The sequence below is a fragment of the Pseudomonas sp. R1-1 genome (assembly GCF_051132135.1).
In the GTDB taxonomy this organism is placed as follows: domain Bacteria; phylum Pseudomonadota; class Gammaproteobacteria; order Pseudomonadales; family Pseudomonadaceae; genus Aquipseudomonas.
The window spans coordinates 3,396,374-3,412,480 of record NZ_CP071663.1 but is presented as its reverse complement, the minus strand read 5'-3'; the positions used below and the strand labels follow the sequence as shown (position 1 = coordinate 3,412,480).

The 16,107-nt window shown below is 61.0% G+C and carries 9 protein-coding genes and 2 riboswitches; of the genes, 4 read left to right on the top strand and 5 right to left on the bottom strand.

Annotated elements, in window-relative coordinates; all coding sequences use genetic code 11:
- Nucleotides 1-150 precede the first annotated feature (150 nt).
- Entirely contained in the window at nucleotides 151-2,445 is a 2,295-nt protein-coding gene (locus J3P75_RS15400; RefSeq protein WP_434707300.1) for a fatty acid cis/trans isomerase, read from the top strand.
- A gap of 58 nt (nucleotides 2,446-2,503) precedes the next feature.
- On the opposite strand, the gene J3P75_RS15395 is transcribed toward J3P75_RS15400, so the two are convergent.
- Nucleotides 2,504-7,000 carry an SET domain-containing protein gene (locus tag J3P75_RS15395; protein WP_434707299.1) on the bottom strand — a complete coding sequence of 1,499 codons (4,497 nt, stop codon included), beginning with the start codon at nucleotides 6,998-7,000 and terminating at the stop codon, nucleotides 2,504-2,506.
- Between the two features lie 269 nt (nucleotides 7,001-7,269).
- Here J3P75_RS15395 and nfuA point away from each other — a divergent pair, with 269 nt between their 5' ends.
- Nucleotides 7,270-7,854 (top strand): Fe-S biogenesis protein NfuA, encoded by a 585-nt coding sequence (nfuA, locus tag J3P75_RS15390; RefSeq protein WP_003225494.1) that lies wholly within the window; start codon nucleotides 7,270-7,272, stop codon nucleotides 7,852-7,854.
- A 100-nt stretch (nucleotides 7,855-7,954) separates the two neighbouring features.
- Here the strand turns inward: nfuA and cobM are convergent, their stop codons facing one another.
- The 4 genes from cobM to J3P75_RS15370 form a co-directional block, all read right to left on the bottom strand.
- On the bottom strand, nucleotides 7,955-8,701 hold the full coding sequence (gene cobM, locus J3P75_RS15385) for a precorrin-4 C(11)-methyltransferase (RefSeq protein WP_434707298.1): 747 nt from the start codon (nucleotides 8,699-8,701) through the stop codon (nucleotides 7,955-7,957).
- A gap of 78 nt (nucleotides 8,702-8,779) precedes the next feature.
- Nucleotides 8,780-9,193, bottom strand: a complete 414-nt coding sequence (locus J3P75_RS15380) for a cobalamin biosynthesis protein (RefSeq protein WP_203421975.1) — start codon at nucleotides 9,191-9,193, stop codon at nucleotides 8,780-8,782.
- Entirely contained in the window at nucleotides 9,190-9,891 is a 702-nt protein-coding gene (locus J3P75_RS15375) for a CbtA family protein (protein ID WP_434707297.1), read from the bottom strand. Before J3P75_RS15375 ends, J3P75_RS15380 begins: the two co-directional genes overlap by 4 nt.
- Nucleotides 9,892-9,901: 10 nt before the next feature.
- The gene (locus tag J3P75_RS15370) at nucleotides 9,902-10,099 is read right to left on the bottom strand and encodes a CbtB domain-containing protein (RefSeq protein WP_434707296.1); all 198 of its coding nucleotides are present in this window, start codon (nucleotides 10,097-10,099) and stop codon (nucleotides 9,902-9,904) included.
- Nucleotides 10,100-10,218: 119 nt separating this feature from the next.
- Nucleotides 10,219-10,438, bottom strand: a riboswitch (cobalamin riboswitch).
- 185 nt (nucleotides 10,439-10,623) lie between these two features.
- A riboswitch (cobalamin riboswitch) is annotated at nucleotides 10,624-10,835 on the top strand.
- 101 nt (nucleotides 10,836-10,936) lie between these two features.
- On the opposite strand from J3P75_RS15370, the gene cobW reads away from it, so the two are divergent.
- Both cobW and cobN read left to right on the top strand, forming a co-directional pair.
- Entirely contained in the window at nucleotides 10,937-12,007 is a 1,071-nt protein-coding gene (gene cobW, locus J3P75_RS15365; protein ID WP_434707295.1) for a cobalamin biosynthesis protein CobW, read from the top strand.
- Nucleotides 12,008-12,010: 3 nt separating this feature from the next.
- On the top strand, nucleotides 12,011-15,859 hold the full coding sequence (gene cobN / locus J3P75_RS15360) for a cobaltochelatase subunit CobN (protein WP_434707294.1): 3,849 nt from the start codon (nucleotides 12,011-12,013) through the stop codon (nucleotides 15,857-15,859).
- The last annotated feature ends 248 nt before the right edge of the window (nucleotides 15,860-16,107 follow it).

Genomic DNA, 16,107 nt, shown 5'->3' with positions numbered 1-16,107 from the left:
ACTACTCGAAAAGACCATTACGAAGGAGGGGGATCATAACAAACCTGTGCGCTTTTGGAGCATGCTGGGCTTTTTCATGAATATCGCTCATGTTGGCACGGACGTCATAACGGTAGAATCGCAGCCTTTTTTACAATCGGGATCAGCAGCATGTCGTACCGCGTCTTCAGTTTCATGTTGCTGTTCCTGAGCGGCGTTGCAGCAGCGCAGACGCCTGCGACCTCGTCCCCGATCAGTTACACGCGCGATATCCAGCCGGTCTTCACCGAGAAATGCGTGGCCTGCCACGCCTGCTATGACTCGGCCTGCCAGTTGAACCTGGGCAGCGGCGAAGGCGCCGCGCGCGGGGCAAGCAAGATGCCGGTCTACGACGGCGAACGCACCCAGGCGGCACCGACCACCCGATTGTTCTACGACGCGTTCGGCAAACGTGCCTGGCAGCGGAAGGATTTCTATTCGGTGCTCGATGCCCAGGGCAGCCAGGCTGCACTGATGGCGCGCATGCTCGAACTTGGTCACAAGACCCCGCTGACGCCGAACGCGAAACTGCCGGAAGACATCGTGCTGGGCCTCAACCGCAGCAATCTGTGCGCGATGCCTGGCGAATTCGACGCTTATGCCGGCGCGCATCCCAAAGAAGGCATGCCGCTGGCGGTCACCGGGCTGACCGACCAGCAATATCAGACCTTGCAGCGCTGGCTGGCGTCCGGCGCGCCGATCGATGAGCAGGGGCTGGCGCCGAGCGCCAAAGAGGCATTGCAGATCGTCCAGTGGGAAAACCTGCTCAACGCCCCCGGCGCGCGGCAGAGCCTGGTCGGGCGCTGGCTGTTCGAGCACTGGTATCTGGCGCACATCTATTTCAAGGACGGTGAGCCGGGGCATTTCTTCCAGTGGGTGCGTTCGCGCACGCCGACCGGTCAACCGATCGACCTGATCGCCACGCGCCGGCCCAATGACGACCCGGGTACGCAGGTGTATTACCGCTTGTGGCCGGTGCAGGGGGTGGTCGTGCATAAGACCCACATCACCTACCCGCTGAGTGCGGCGAAGATGGCGCGGGTCAAAAGCCTGTTCTACAGCGGCAACTGGCAGGTCGATGCGTTGCCCGGTTATGGCCCGCAGAGTCGCGCCAATCCGTTTGCCACGTTCGAAGCGATTCCGGCGCAGGCGCGGTATCAGTTCATGCTCGACAACGCCGAATATTTTGTCCGGACCTTTATTCGCGGCCCGGTGTGCCGCGGGCAAATCGCGACCGACGTGATTCGTGACAACTTCTGGGCGCTGTTCCAGGCGCCGGAGCATGACCTTTACATCACCGACCCGCGCTATCGCGGTCAAGCCACGCCGTTGCTGGCCATGCCGGGGCAGAACGATGACGTCGGCAGTGTCCTGAGCCTGTGGCGCGATTATCGCAACAAACGTAACGAATACGAGGCACTGCGCCGCGACAACTACGCCGAAATTCCCGCGCCGAGCTGGTCGACCCTGTGGGCCGGCAATGACAACGCGCTGTTGAGTATCTTCCGCCATTTCGACAGCGCGGCGGTGGTCAAGGGCTTGATCGGCGATGTGCCGCAGACGATGTGGCTGTTCGACTATCCGCTGCTCGAGCGCACCTATTACCAGTTGGCGGTCAACTTCGATGTGTTCGGCAACGTCTCCCATCAGGCGCAGACGCGCCTGTACTTCGACCTGATCCGCAACGGCGCCGAGCAGAACTTCCTGCGCCTGATGCCCGCCGATTCCCGCGAAGACTACCTCGACGATTGGTATCAGGACGGCGGCCAGTTCAAGATGTGGCTTGATTACGAAGCCATCGATGACGACAAGCCGACCGCCCTTAAACTCGATGAAAGAGACCCGAAGCGCGACTTCGCGATGCAACTGCTGGCGCGTTACGGTGATCTCAATGCGCGGCCCGATCCGATCAATCGTTGCAATGGTGCTTATTGTTCGCGGCCGAACATCGACCCGGCATTGCAAAATGCCGAGCAGGCCCTGAGTCACCTGGCCTCACGCCCGGCTGCCGGGTTGAAAGTCATCGATCAGTTGCCGGAAGCGACGCTGCTGCGCATCGAAACTGCTGGCGGCAAACGTGAGGTGTATAGCCTGCTGCGCAACCGCGCGCACAGCAACGTGGCGTTCCTGCTCGGTGAATCGCGGCGCTATCAGCCGGGGCTCGACACGCTGACGATCTATCCGGGCGTGCTGACCAGCTACCCGAATTTCATCTTCAACGTACCGGCGGATCAGGTCCCAGCGTTCGTCGATGCCATGGAAAACGCCAGGGACGCCCATCGCTTCGAGAAAATCGTCGAGCGTTGGGGTATCCGTCGCAGTCACCCGCAGTTCTGGTTTTATTTCCATGATCTGAGCCAGTACCTGCACGAAACCGATCCGGTGGAAGAGGGTGTGCTGGACATGAATCGCTACGAGAATCTTTGAGCAGCCATCGACGCAGGCCTGTGCCTGCGTCGATGGCTGCGTCAATGCTGAGCAACGCTCATGTAGGATCGGGCGCTGACATTGCGCCAGCAGGCTTGAAGGCTTTCCAGTAGTCCGTGCCGTAATCGAGGAAAAGTTCGGTGCCCGCCGGAATCTTCTCCCATGCGAGCAAAAACACCATGTATTTGCCGACATAGATCGAGCCTACGTTTTCGACGCCTATGTTGGCCTGACCGGGCACATTGACCGCGTTGATCAGGCTCAGCACGTTGCTGTTGCCATGACCGCTGAGGGTGGCGCCCTTCGTTGCCGTTGCGAAGAGAAACGTGCTGACTTTCTCGGTGGATTTCTCCAGCATTTCCGCCCGCACGGATTTGGTGGTGCGATGCAGTTTGCCGCTGTATGGCCCCAGCACTTCGAAAGGCTCGATATCGACTTTGGCAAATACCGACAACCCTCGTTCCGGACCGTCGAGCGGTCGTCTGACCTCGAGTCGACTGACCAGTCTGTCGTGATGGCGGCCTTCATCGGCGATCCATTCCTGAACGTCTTCGGTGATTCTGCGCGTCATTTCCTTGAGTCTGGCACCCTCAAACCCAGCGAGAAAACGATTGGTTTCGGTGATGGTGATATTGTCGACATCACCCTCCAGTTTGCGCGTCAGACTGATCCTGACATCCGTTGGGTCCTGAAGAATCGGGGCATTGTTATTGATGTGATGCCCAAGCGAAGGGGTCAGATCCGTGGCGCGGGCGTTGTCTGGCGCAGCATTTTCCAGTCGAGGTCGTTTGGAACTGCCAGCAGTAGGCGGCGAAAGTGGCCCTGTTTCGCGGGGCGAAGGCGGCTGTGGTATCTGCCACGAAGCGGATTTTATCCCCGCACCGGGGGGGAGGGACTTTCGAGCGCGCATGAGCGCTGAATCCGAGGCAGCAACCAGTTGCAAGCACTCAGGGACCGCACTTCTCAACTCACCTCGATCATTGACAAACGTTGACCAGAGCACCGGGTCTAGATTGTTGTCATCGAGAAACGTATTCATGGTGCTGGCGGACCCGGTAGCGATGTAACGCACGCGCCATTGCTCGATGTGTTCTGCGGTCAAAGGCGTGAACGCCTGGTTATGGGCATATTTCTCCAACACCTTGCCCGGTGCTCGGAACGAGCCATCGGTGTTGACGTGGGAAATGAAGTCCTGCGGGTCAAGATTGTGCGTGGCGGCAAAGCCTTCGCGGCTGAGGGTGCTGCGGCCTTCCTGCGACATCCGGCGCCACTCCCGCAGATGCTCGTAGGTGACGACCGTACGCGCGGTGCCGGCCCGATCCAGTACTTGTTGGCCCAGCGGTTTCAATTGCCCTTGTGTGTGGACGAATTGCCTGAAAGCGGCCGGGTCCAGCCGATGTTTTTTCGCAAACGCCTCAAGGGTAATCTCCAGTACGTGTTCGCTGAACTGCGACCACTTTTGCAGATGCAACGGTGTAGTCACAGTGAGATCTTCAGGCGCGCCGCCTCTGACCCGGATTTCCCGGGTGTACCAGTGACCGGGCTTTACCGATGACACATTAATTGACAGGTCACGGTTGTTTTTCGGGTTGACCAGCACCACCGAAAAACTGTTTTCGCCGGTCTGCGCGGTCTCCTGAATGAATCCATAGGAGTTTTCACGTATCTGGTAAACGGCGACGGTGCCGTGTTCATCAATGTTGCAAATGAACTTCTGGTTGTACTCAGGCCGGAAAAAGATGCCGCGCGCGTCGGCATTGAGTCCGGAGATCCAGTGCGGTTGAACCGCGTGTGGCCGCAACAACGGGCTGCGGTTGCTCATGACCGTCACCGGCTCGCGATAGCGTGGGCCGAACGCCTGGTTCGACACGGCGTCGATCAGGCGATAATCCACCGCGTCCAGGCTGCCAACGTTGCGCATCGGAATATTCGCAATCCCCTCGACCGTACACAGCCGATCACCGGGTTGACGCGGGGTCCAGGTGTTCGGGTCGACTGCGAGCAGATGCTGAGCGGTGACCGTGCCGTCGCGCAACTGGGCGATGCCCAGCCGTGCCTGGCGTATTGCCGCTGCGCCGATCTTGCGCAGGGCAAAGCGCCCAAGCTGGAGCAACCCCAACACCGATTCCAGCGGATTGAGTTCGCGCAATGTCGAGATCAGCAGCGTTCGCGTCAGGCTGGTGAACCTTGGCAGGGCGAGGCGAATGCCGATCTTGCCTGCGAGACTGACCACCCGCGTGCAACCGGCGAGGTATTTGCCGATAGGCAGGGCAAAAGACACGATATCGGTGAACAGGCCAAGCCCGCCGCGTTCGATGCGTTGCGGTTCGCCGGACGCCAGGTCGTCAATGGCGCTCCAGAACGGTACGAACATCTTCCCCCAAAAGCTGAGGTCCTCGAGAAAATCCCTGCCGATGTCCATGCTGCGCGTAGCCTTGCGGGTTTCTTCGAGCAAGGCTGCCTCATCCTTGTAAAACAGTTCGCGGGCGATCATGGCGGCCAGTTCGTCTGCCCGGGCAGAGGTCAGGTTATTGGCCGCAAAGGGCAGGGTGCGTGCCGCGACGTCGGGCGAGCGATATTCAATGGATACCGCGGCAAACGTTTCGCCGACCTGTTCGGCGATAAGGTTGGCGTGCTCGTCCGTTCTGGGTTTCGAGCCGTCGCGGTAGGCTTCCCAGTCGAACGGCAACTCGGTGCCTTTTCTGAAAGACCCGCGGCTGGTTCGACTGCTGGAACCGACTCTCTCGACCTTGATCTCACCGCCGACCGGCAGCGAGTCGATGTCTTCGCGCAAACGTACGATACCCGCTCGCGGGAAGATTTCAACGTAGCGGACCTTTGCCGGATAGACAGGGTTGACCATTCGCAGAATGAACCCATAGCGGCCGCGCACCGCGTCGGTGTTGGTCTTGTTCTCATGTTCGACCTGCGTGTCGTTGAGCGGCAGCCGCAGCGAGTAAACAGTCACCTCGTCGCGCTCAAGGTCACCCCGGCATGCGGGCAGGTACTGGGCGAGCAATGTCTTGATCAGTGATTTATAGGCAGCTCTTGGCGTGGCCAGCCAGGCATCAAACGCCTGGTCATACGCCGCGTCTGAGGCGTAGCGAAAGCGGCTCGGCGGGCTCAGCGCGAGGTTGTTCAGGGCATCGAGCATTTCTTGCTCATGCTGTTCCAGCGTGCTCAATGCCAGTTCTATTTCGCTGACCGGGTAAGCCGCCTGACGTGTGGCGAACAATCCCATCGCCGCCCCCCATTCCACCGTCGGGCGGACCTTGGCGGCGGCTACCAGTCGCTGTTGCTCGATATCGTGCGCAAAGGCCCGAAAATGCTCTGCCGGCAGGTTGAGCAACTGTTCGAAGGTCATGTGCCGGGAGGAGCCGGGCGCGACGGATTCGGCAAGCATGAACCCGCTCTTGAAATTGACCCAGGTGCTGGACGTGGCGTACGGCAGTGCGTCGGGGATGTCCTGAACCCACGCTTCGCTGGCCACATTGCTCTTCATGGTGGCCACCGCTAACAAGGCAATGGGCCGCTCGACTGACAGCGATCTCTGGAAGTGTTCGATCAATGAATCGTGGATGGCCGAATAGCCACAGCCGGGCTCGATCAGTATCTGCAGTTCGTTTGAGTAGTTGCTGTGCGCGCCCGGTTTAATGCTCAGCCAGAGCGCACGCCACAACAACTTCGTCAAAACGCTGGCTGGGCCATTTTGCTTGTTCTTTAGGGTGTACCAACCCAGTTCTTTGGCAATACGTTGCGCCAGTTGCAGGTTATTGGCCGATTGCAGGGCTGTTTCCAGAAGCGCTACTGGCGTGGTCTGGCTCAACTTTTCGAAATTTGCATTGAGTTTCACCGGTACGACATTCGCCAGCAGACAGCGTGATGTTTCGGCTTCAATTTCGCGGACAACCCGCATGATTGTTTCGTCGCCGCCGGCGCTGAACAAATGCTCAAAATCACTGACAGGCCCGTGATGCCCAAGCAGCCATAACGCGCGATGCTCAACCAGATTGTGCAGCAGGCGCTTCCAGTCGGCATGTTTCGCGGGACGCCGCGGGACCAGCGCGTAATACGCCAGAACCTGGTCGAAGCGCACGGAACCGTCGCTTTTGAGCCCATTGCCGACCTTGCCGTAGATATCCAGCAGGACATCAACGTCGATGGACCAATAGATCGGCACATCTCTCAGCGTTATCGAGTGACCGGCGATCGGGAAAACTTCTGCAGAGTCAGGTGTCGGCGACTTCGTGGAACTCAACTGGAAGGACAGAAAGTCGTACAGGAAGTCGTTGCCTAACAGCGATTGATCGGCCGTGGCTGGCGTAGAAAGGTGGGTTATGAAATCTTCGTCTGCCTCCAGTTTTTTCAATACGCGAAAGGCTTCCTTACACTCTCGGCCCAATTCTGAGCCGGCGGGCGGGTGGTAATAGAGCTGGCTGGCATCGGTGTTGAAGTTATCGTCGATGAGCCCGTGCAGGTAACTGATCAGGTGATTGAGGTCCTGCAATCTGCGCGGCGGCGTCTTGCTGTAAAAACGGGATAACGAGGTAGACATTCAGGGCCTTAGAACCGTAGTGGCTGGAAAAATAGTCGAAGGCCATGAATATAGGAGGGTGGAAAACCGGTTGAGGCATACATATATATGGGTGTGAATGTGCTTGGGTTTCCATTTGTTAACAGTGCACCTGCCGTTCGAGCGCCCAGCCGTCGCCGTGGTCAGCGAGCCGGCGAGGGCATACGCCCGGCTTTTTCCGACAAAAATACTGGGACTTTGTCCCGCGCGCCGATTGGCGTAAACTGCGCCCAAGCCTGCGAGGAGTTTCCATGACCGCTATTACCATTACCGACGCCGCCCACGATTACCTGGCTGATCTGCTGTCCAAGCAGAACACCCCGGGCATCGGCATCCGCGTCTTCATCACCCAGCCTGGCACCCAGTACGCCGAGACCTGCATTGCCTACTGCAAGCCGGGCGAAGAAAAGCCTGAAGATACGGCGCTGGGGCTGAAAAGCTTCACCGCGTATATCGATTCGTTCAGCGAAGCGTTTCTCGACGACGCCGTGGTCGACTACGCCACCGACCGCATGGGCGGCCAGCTGACCATCAAGGCGCCAAACGCCAAAGTGCCGATGGTCAACGCCGACAGCCCGGTCAACGAGCGCATCAATTACTACCTGCAAACCGAAATCAACCCGGGGCTGGCCAGCCACGGCGGTCAGGTCAGCCTGATCGATGTGGTTGAAGACGGCATTGCGGTGCTGCAATTCGGCGGCGGTTGCCAAGGCTGCGGCCAGGCCGACGTGACCTTGAAGGAAGGCATCGAGCGCACGCTGCTCGAGCGCATCCCGGAACTCAAGGGCGTGCGCGACGTGACCGACCACACGCAGAAAGAAAACGCCTACTACTAAGGCGTTCGCTGCGAACAAGAAAAACGGCGCCCCGTGAGCGCCGTTTTTTTATGCCTTCGTTTTACCCAAGGTGGGAGCGAGCCTGCTCGCGAAAGGGCCATCAAGGGCGATAAAGATGCGCATGCCCCGCCCGATACAACGACGATTCACTGAACACCTCACTCCCCAGCACCCGCCCGACCAGAATCAACGCCGTACGCCGAAAGCCTTTCGCTGCAACCTTGTCGGCAATGTCCGCTAGCGTCCCGACTACCCAATCCTGATCCGGCCACGTCGCCCGGTGAATGACCGCAATCGGACAATCCGCACCGTAATGCGGTACCAATTCCACAAGAATCTTCTGCAAATGATTGACCCCCAGGTGAATCGCCATGGTTGCGCCATGCCGGGCCAGATTGCCCAGTTCTTCGCCGGCCGGCATTGCGGTCTTGTCGGCATAGCGGGTCAGAATCACGCTCTGCGACACATCCGGCAGGGTCAGTTCGGCCCCGAGCAGCGCCGCACAGGCGGCGGTGGCCGTCACGCCGGGAATGATCTCGAACGGAATATCAAGCTCACGCAGATAACGAATCTGCTCTCCGATCGCGCCATACAGGCTCGGATCGCCGGAATGTACCCGCGCGACGTCATGACCGTTGGCATGCGCGGTCTTGATCAGCTCGATGATTTGTTCAAGGTGCAACTCGGCACTATTGACCACGGTTTGCGCCTGATGCCCTTCGAGCACTGCGTCGGGTACCAGTGAACCGGCATAGATGATCACCGGACATTGGCGGATCAACCGTTGGCCTTTGACAGTGATCAATTCCGGGTCGCCGGGGCCGGCGCCGATGAAATAAACGGTCATCGATGGATCCTTGGAGAAGAGGCGCGACAACGCTTCAGATGAACATTGCTCATGATGGATGGCGGCGATTATCAGGAATTACGCGGCGCCGGCCAATGCCAGAGTGGCCTGAGCGTATTTTTGTCGGCTGATCAGCAGCTTTGCCGGCGCTTGCAGGAGTTGTTCGGCGAGCGCCAGCGCTGCGCTTTCCGCCACGCCGTAGCAGCCGGTGCGTTCGTAAGCGATTTGCGACTGGTGGCTGAGCATCGACTGGTAACCGGCCAGTTCCTCGCTGCTGAAGTACAGCAGGGGCAAGGCCAGTTGCGCGGCCAATTCTTGCAGGCCCGGCTCGTCGCGCTTCAAATCGATGCTGGCCAGGGCCTTGATCGACTTGAGCTCGATGCGGTGCGCCTGCAAGGCCTGGTCGAGTAACGCGCGCAGCGTACTGGTCGGACAGCCGCGCTGGCAGCCGAGGCCGACCACCAGCGTCGACGCTGCGCGGTCATCGCTCATGCGTGGTATTGACCGTTGCTGTTGCGGCGGAACAACCAGGCGCTGATCAGGCCCAGTGCCAGCCAGAACGCCACGTTGGTCAATTGCGAAGCGATCTTGAACCGGGTTTCCAGCGCTTCGGGCGCGAGCATCGAATGCACCAGCGGTTGCGGCGCGCCGATCACATGCGGCACCGCGAGAATCGCCACACCGAGCAGCTTCATCAGCCAGTGCCGGCTAAAGGCGATCAGCGACAGGCCGACCGCGGTCGAGGCCGCAGTGCCGATCCACCACATCTGTCGCGAAGCCAGATCAGCCGCAGCGGTGCCCGGCAATTCCGGCGGCAGGCCCAGCGTTGGCGCCAGCACGAACGTCGCGTAACCGGCCAGCCCCCAGAGCAGGCCTTGCGCGGTCGAGCGCGGCGCACGCAGGGTGTACAGACCGGCAAGCATCAGGGCGAAACCGACCGCTACCACCAGATTGCCAGCGGTGGTCGAAACCACCCGCTGCCAGCCGTTTTCCGGCTCCCAGGCTTCGCCGTCATGGCTGTGCGCCGCGGTGCCGGCCGCGTGTTCGTGGACTGCGGCGACCGGCTCGGATTTTTCATAGGTTTCCGCCTGAAGAATCAGCGGCGAGACCCAGAAGCTTTGCAGCAGCGTGAGGAGCAGGGCGGCCAGCAGGCCAGTGAAACCTGCGGTTTGCGCAATTCGCTTGATCATTCGACAGGTCTCAGTGGCACGGGAACGCAGCGCTGTGGCGGGTATCGTGGGCCGCGTTGTGCACCGCTTCGATATGCGAGAAACCGGCGAAATACACCAGCCCGGCGCCGAGAATCGAGGCGAAGGCGGCGGCAATCAGGCGTTGGCTCAGGGTGGTGGTGCTGGCGATTTTGTCCGCGTTGCTGGCGGTGCTGCTGATGATCGACATGGCGCTTCCCTATGGAGTGTCAGGGGCAGTCGAACGCATGCGGACCCTGCGTGACGGACACGCGGAGGTACGAACAGCGCCCGCCCACCGCGGGTTTGTTATGTCCAGTGACGCTGATTGCGCACCGTGTGTTGCGGGCCGGTCTCCGGGCTCACGAGGGGTTGGCGCCGGGCCAATCTGCAAGCGTCACCTTCCCATGCCGTTGGCACAGTGGTTTTGACGCTTCGCTCGCTTACCGTTGCGGGGGCAGCACCGGACTGACATGGCTCTGAGTAAAGCACATGATTCACCGGTTTCCCGTTTCACCCTGTGAAGGGCACCCGTAACAAGGCGTACAGGAGAGCATGCGGGTGGGTTTGAGTCAATTTTCGGTCGCGAGTGAATATCCAGGGTTGCTGACGGCGGTTTCGTCTGGCGGCGAGTTACTTTGGCAAACGCCCCAAAGTAACCAAAGGTCTTCGCCCTGACGTTCGGCCTGTCGGTCATGATCCCAATCCAGACATTGACCCGCCATTGCACCATGCGTAGCCTTGCGCCTTCGAGGTTCTTCGGTATCTGCCGAAGCTAAGAAGGGAACGCGGTCAAAGCCGCGGCTGCCCCCGCAACTGTGAACGGTGATGTTCGCTGCCACGCCACTGCCAGCTCGGTCAACGAGCCCGCGGGAAGGCGCAGCGAACGCCAGGCCTGGCGCCTGAACACTGTCAGCCAGGAGACCTGCCTCGTCACAGATTCTCACTTTCAACCGGGCGGGGTGATCCGGTGGCGAATACTTCCGGCGCGCGTGCGCGTGGCCGGTTCTCGTCCCGTATGCCCGCCGCTTTGCCAAAGGGCATACCGATGAAAACACTGGCCAAACTCCCCGTCACCATCGTCACCGGTTTCCTCGGTTCGGGCAAAACCACCTTGCTGCGGCACATGCTCGATAACGCCCAGGGCCGGCGCATTGCGGTGATCGTCAATGAGTTTGGCGAGCTGGGCATCGACGGCGAAATCCTCAAGCAGTGCACCATCGGTTGCACCGAAGAAGAAGCCAGCGGCCGCGTTTACGAACTGGCCAACGGCTGCCTGTGCTGCACGGTGCAGGAAGAGTTTTTCCCGGTGATGCGCGAACTGGTCGCGCGTCGCGGCGATCTCGATCACATCCTCATCGAAACCTCAGGCCTGGCCCTGCCAAAACCGTTGGTGCAAGCCTTCCAGTGGCCGGAAATCCGCAGCGCCTGCACCGTTGATGCGGTGATCACCGTGGTCGACAGCCCGGCCGTGGCCGCCGGCACCTTCGCCGCGTTTCCGGATCAGGTCGATGCCCAGCGCAAGCTTGACCCGAACCTCGATCACGAATCGCCGCTGCACGAACTGTTCGCCGACCAACTGGCCAGCGCCGATCTGGTGATCCTCAACAAGGCCGACCAGACCAGCGCCGAAGATCTTGCGCGCGTGCGTGCTGAAGTCGCGGAGGAGCTGCCGCCCGCTGTAAAAATCATTGAAGCGAGCAACGGCCGTCTGCCGCTGGACGTGTTGATCGGCCTCGGCGCCGGTTCCGAAGAGCACATCGACAGCCGTCACAGTCACCACGACCATCACCACGACGGTGATGACGATCACGATGACCACGATCACGACGCCTTCGACTCGATCTCCATCGAACTGCCGCAAGCCGACGAAAGCCTGCTGCTCGACGCGCTGACGCAACTGGTGGTGCAGCACGGTATCCTGCGCGTGAAAGGCTTCGCCGCGATTCCGAACAAGCCGATGCGCCTGCTGATTCAGGGCGTGGGTACGCGCTTCGACAAGCATTTCGACCGTCAGTGGGGCGCCGACGAAGCGCGCGTGACGCGACTGGTGTTGATCGGCCAGGAATTGGACGCAGCACAACTCGAAGCGCAATTGCGCGCCGCGCTCAGCGTTTAAGTCATGCACCTGCTCAGGACCCAGCCCGGCGGTTTCGTCTCGGATGACAATATTGCCGACCTTGGCCAGACGCCTGCCGAGCTGGTGATCCTGTGCAGCGGCGATTCCAGCCTCGCGCTGCTCGCCGAAGCGGCGCAGCAGTTGCCACAAGACTACCCGAGCCTGCGTCTGGCCAACCCGATGCAGGTGCAGAATCACGCCTCGGTCGATCTGTACGTCGACGAAGTGTTGCGTCACGCCAAGCTGATTCTGATTTCGCTGCACGGCGGCATCGCCTATTGGCGCTATGGCGTCGAGCGTCTCGTCGAACTGTCTGAACGCGGCGTGCAAGTGATTCTGGTGCCGGGCGACGATCGTCCCGATCCTGAACTCAGCGACTTGAGCACCGTCAACGCGGTGGACCGTGACCGTCTCTGGCAGTTTCTGCGTCAGGGCGGCCTGGGCAACGCGCTGGATTTCTTCCGGTGCCTGGGTAATCGCTGGTTTGCCCGCGATTACCCGTGGGCCGAGCCGCAAACCCTGCCGCGCACAGCGATTTATCATCCGGACAAAACCACCGCGACGCTCAGTGATTGGCAGGCCGAATGGCTGCCCGCACAACCGGTCGCGGCGTTGCTGTTTTACCGCTCGCACCTACAGGCGGCGAATACTGCGTTCATCGATGTGTTCTGCCAGCGTCTGCAGGCCGCCGGACTGAATCCGTTGCCCATCGCCGTGGCCAGCCTGAAAGAACCCGGCTGCCTGACGGTGGTCGAGGATTGGCTGGACGAAGTCGAGGCCGGGGTGATCCTCAATACCACCGGTTTTGCCCAGTCCAGTCCCGAAGCGCCGCACCTGCGACCGTTTCGCCGCAATATTCCGGTGATCCAGGCGATCTGCGCCCAGGACAACGAGCCCGGCTGGCGCGGCAGCGAGCAAGGCCTCGGCCCGCGCGATCTGGCCATGCACATAGCCTTGCCGGAACTTGACGGGCGCATCATCAGTCGGCCGATCAGCTTCAAGGATCTGGCCTGGCGCAGCGAGCGCAGCCAATCGGATGTGGTGTGTTATCGCGCACAACCCGATCGCATGGATTTTGTTGCTGAACTGGCGCGACGCTGGACTGATCTGGCGCGGGTACCGAACAGCGAAAAGCGCATCGCGCTGATTCTCGCCAACTACCCGACCCGCGACGGGCGCATCGGCAACGGTGTCGGCCTCGACACGCCAGCGGCAGCGCTGAATATCCTGCGTGCGTTGCAGGCTGAGGGCTATCCGGTTTCGACCGATTTGCCAGGCAGCGGCAGCGAGTTGATCCAGCAATTGCTCGGCGGCGTCAGCAACGATCTCGAGACGATTGACCTGCGCCCGTGCCAGCAAAGCCTGGCGATGGACGCCTATCTCGCGATGTTCGACGCACTGCCCGAAGCCAACCGCGCCGCCGTGATCGCCCGCTGGGGCGCGCCGCACAACGACCCGATGTGCCGCGACGGACGCATGATGATCGCCGGGCTGCGTTTCGGTCTGACCTTCGTCGGCATTCAGCCGGCACGCGGGTATCAGGTCGACCCGAGTGCGGTCTATCACGACCCGGATCTGGTTCCGCCGCATGGCTATCTGGCGTTCTATTTCTGGCTGCGCACCACCTACGGCGCCCACGGCGTTATCCATGTCGGCAAGCACGGCAACCTCGAATGGTTGCCGGGCAAAGGTGTCGGCCTGTCGGAGAACTGCTGGCCGGACGCGCTGCTCGGGCCGCTGCCGAATGTCTATCCGTTCATCGTCAATGACCCGGGCGAGGGCGCCCAGGCCAAACGGCGCACGCAAGCGGTGATCATCGACCACCTGATGCCACCGCTGACCCGCGCCGAAACCTACGGGCCGTTGCGCAATCTCGAACTGCTCGCCGACGAGTACTACGAAGCGCAGTTGCTCGACCCGCGCCGCGCCCGGGAATTGCAGCGCGACATTCTGCAACTGGTGCGCGACACGCAGATCGACCGCGAGCTGCAACTCGACGCCGCGCTGGACAGTGACGCCGACGCGGCGATCTGGTTGCCGCGTCTGGATACCTATCTGTGCGATTTGAAGGAGTCGCAGATTCGCGACGGTCTGCATATCTTCGGCGTATCGCCCAGCGGGCGGTTGCGCATCGATACCTTGCTGGCCTTGCTGCGGATTCCGCGCGGGGATGGCAAGGGCGCGCAATCAAGCCTGCTGCGCGCGGTGGCAAAAGCGTTTGAACTAGGTTTCGATCCACTGGATTGCGCTCTGGCCGAGCCGTGGGAGGGACCGCGTCCAAGCGAACTGCAAACCGTCACCGACGAAGTCTGGCGCACCGCCGGCGACACCCGCGAACGCCTCGAATTGTTCGCCACCGAGCTGATCTCCGCATCCCTGCATATCCCTTGTAGGAGTGAGCCTGCTCGCGATAGCGGTGGATCAGCCAACATCAAATCAACTGACACACCGCCATCGCGAGCAGGCTCACTCCTACAGGGGCCCGGGTGGGATGAAGTCGGGGCAATCATCGATAATCTGCGCGAAGTCATCGCACCACGCCTCGACGCCTGCGGACCGGCAGAAATGCGCGGTCTGCTCGACGCCCTCAGCGGTCGTTTCGTCCCCGCCGGCCCGAGCGGCGCGCCCAGTCGCGGGCGTCTCGACGTGCTGCCGACCGGACGCAACTTCTATTCGGTGGACGTGCGCAATTTGCCGACCACCACCGCGTGGCGCATCGGTTTCCAGTCGGCGACCTTGATTCTCGAACGGCATTTGCAGGATCACGGCGATCACCTGCGTCAGCTCGGCCTGTCGGTCTGGGGCACCGCCACCATGCGCACTGGCGGCGATGACATCGCTCAGGCCATGGCGCTGATGGGCGTACGGCCGGTGTGGGCCACTGGTAGTCAGCGCGTCGATGATTTCGAGATCCTGCCGCTGAGCCTGCTTGATCGTCCGCGCGTCGACGTGACGTTGCGCGTCTCGGGATTTTTCCGCGATGCGTTTGCCAACCTGATCCGCTTGTTCGACGCCGCCGTGCAAGCGGTCGCGGCGCTGGACGAACCGGACGACCTCAATCCGCTGGCCGCCAAAGTGCGCGCCGAGCGCGAAGCGCTACGTCAGACCGGCGTCGATGAAGACACCGCGCGGCGGCAGGCCGGCTGGCGCATCTTCGGCGCCAAGCCCGGTGCTTACGGCGCTGGCGTGCAGGGTGCCATCGACGGTCGCCTGTGGCAGAGCCGCGAAGACCTCGCCGAGGTCTATCTGAACTGGGGCGCTTACGCCTATGGCGGCGCCGACGAAGGCACCGCCGCCCGTGAGCAGTTCGTCCAACGCCTGAGTCAGGTGCAGGCGGTGCTGCAGAATCAGGACAATCGCGAGCATGATTTGCTCGACTCCAACGATTACTACCAGTTTCAGGGTGGCATGCTCGCCGCTGTGGAAAGCCTGCGCGGCGAAGCAGCGGCGAGTTATCACGGCGATCATAGCCAACCCGATTTGCCGAAAATTCGCACCCTGAAAGAAGAACTGAACCGGGTGATTCGCTCTCGCGCGGCGAACCCGAAATGGATCGACGGGGTCAAGCGCCACGGCTATAAAGGCGCGTTTGAAATGGCAGCGACTGTCGATAATCTGTTTGCTTTCGACGCGACCACGCATCTGATCGATGATCATCAGTATGCGCTGCTGGCCGACGCCTATCTGCTTGATCCGCAGACTCGGGAGTTTGTCCGCGAGCACAATCCGCATTCGTTGCGCGAAATGACCGAGCGCATGCTCGAAGCGCAGCAGCGGGGCATGTGGCAGGAGCCGGGGGCTTATAAGGAAGCGCTGGAGAATTTGCTGCTGGATATCGAGGAAGATGGGTAGCGCCTCCAAAAACCAACCCTCACCCCAGCCCTCTCCCGGAGGGAGAGGGGGCCGATCTGCGTCGTTCTCGGAATGGGTATTCCACTCGAAGTATCAGGTCGGCGAGATCGAAAGATCACCCCAATCAGTTCCCTCTCCCTCTGGGAGAGGGCTAGGGTGAGGGGCTTTTAAATGACACCCAGCAACATTGCAGAACACCCGGATCAGTTCCCTCTCCCTTTGGGAGAGGGCTAGGGTGAGGGCCTTCG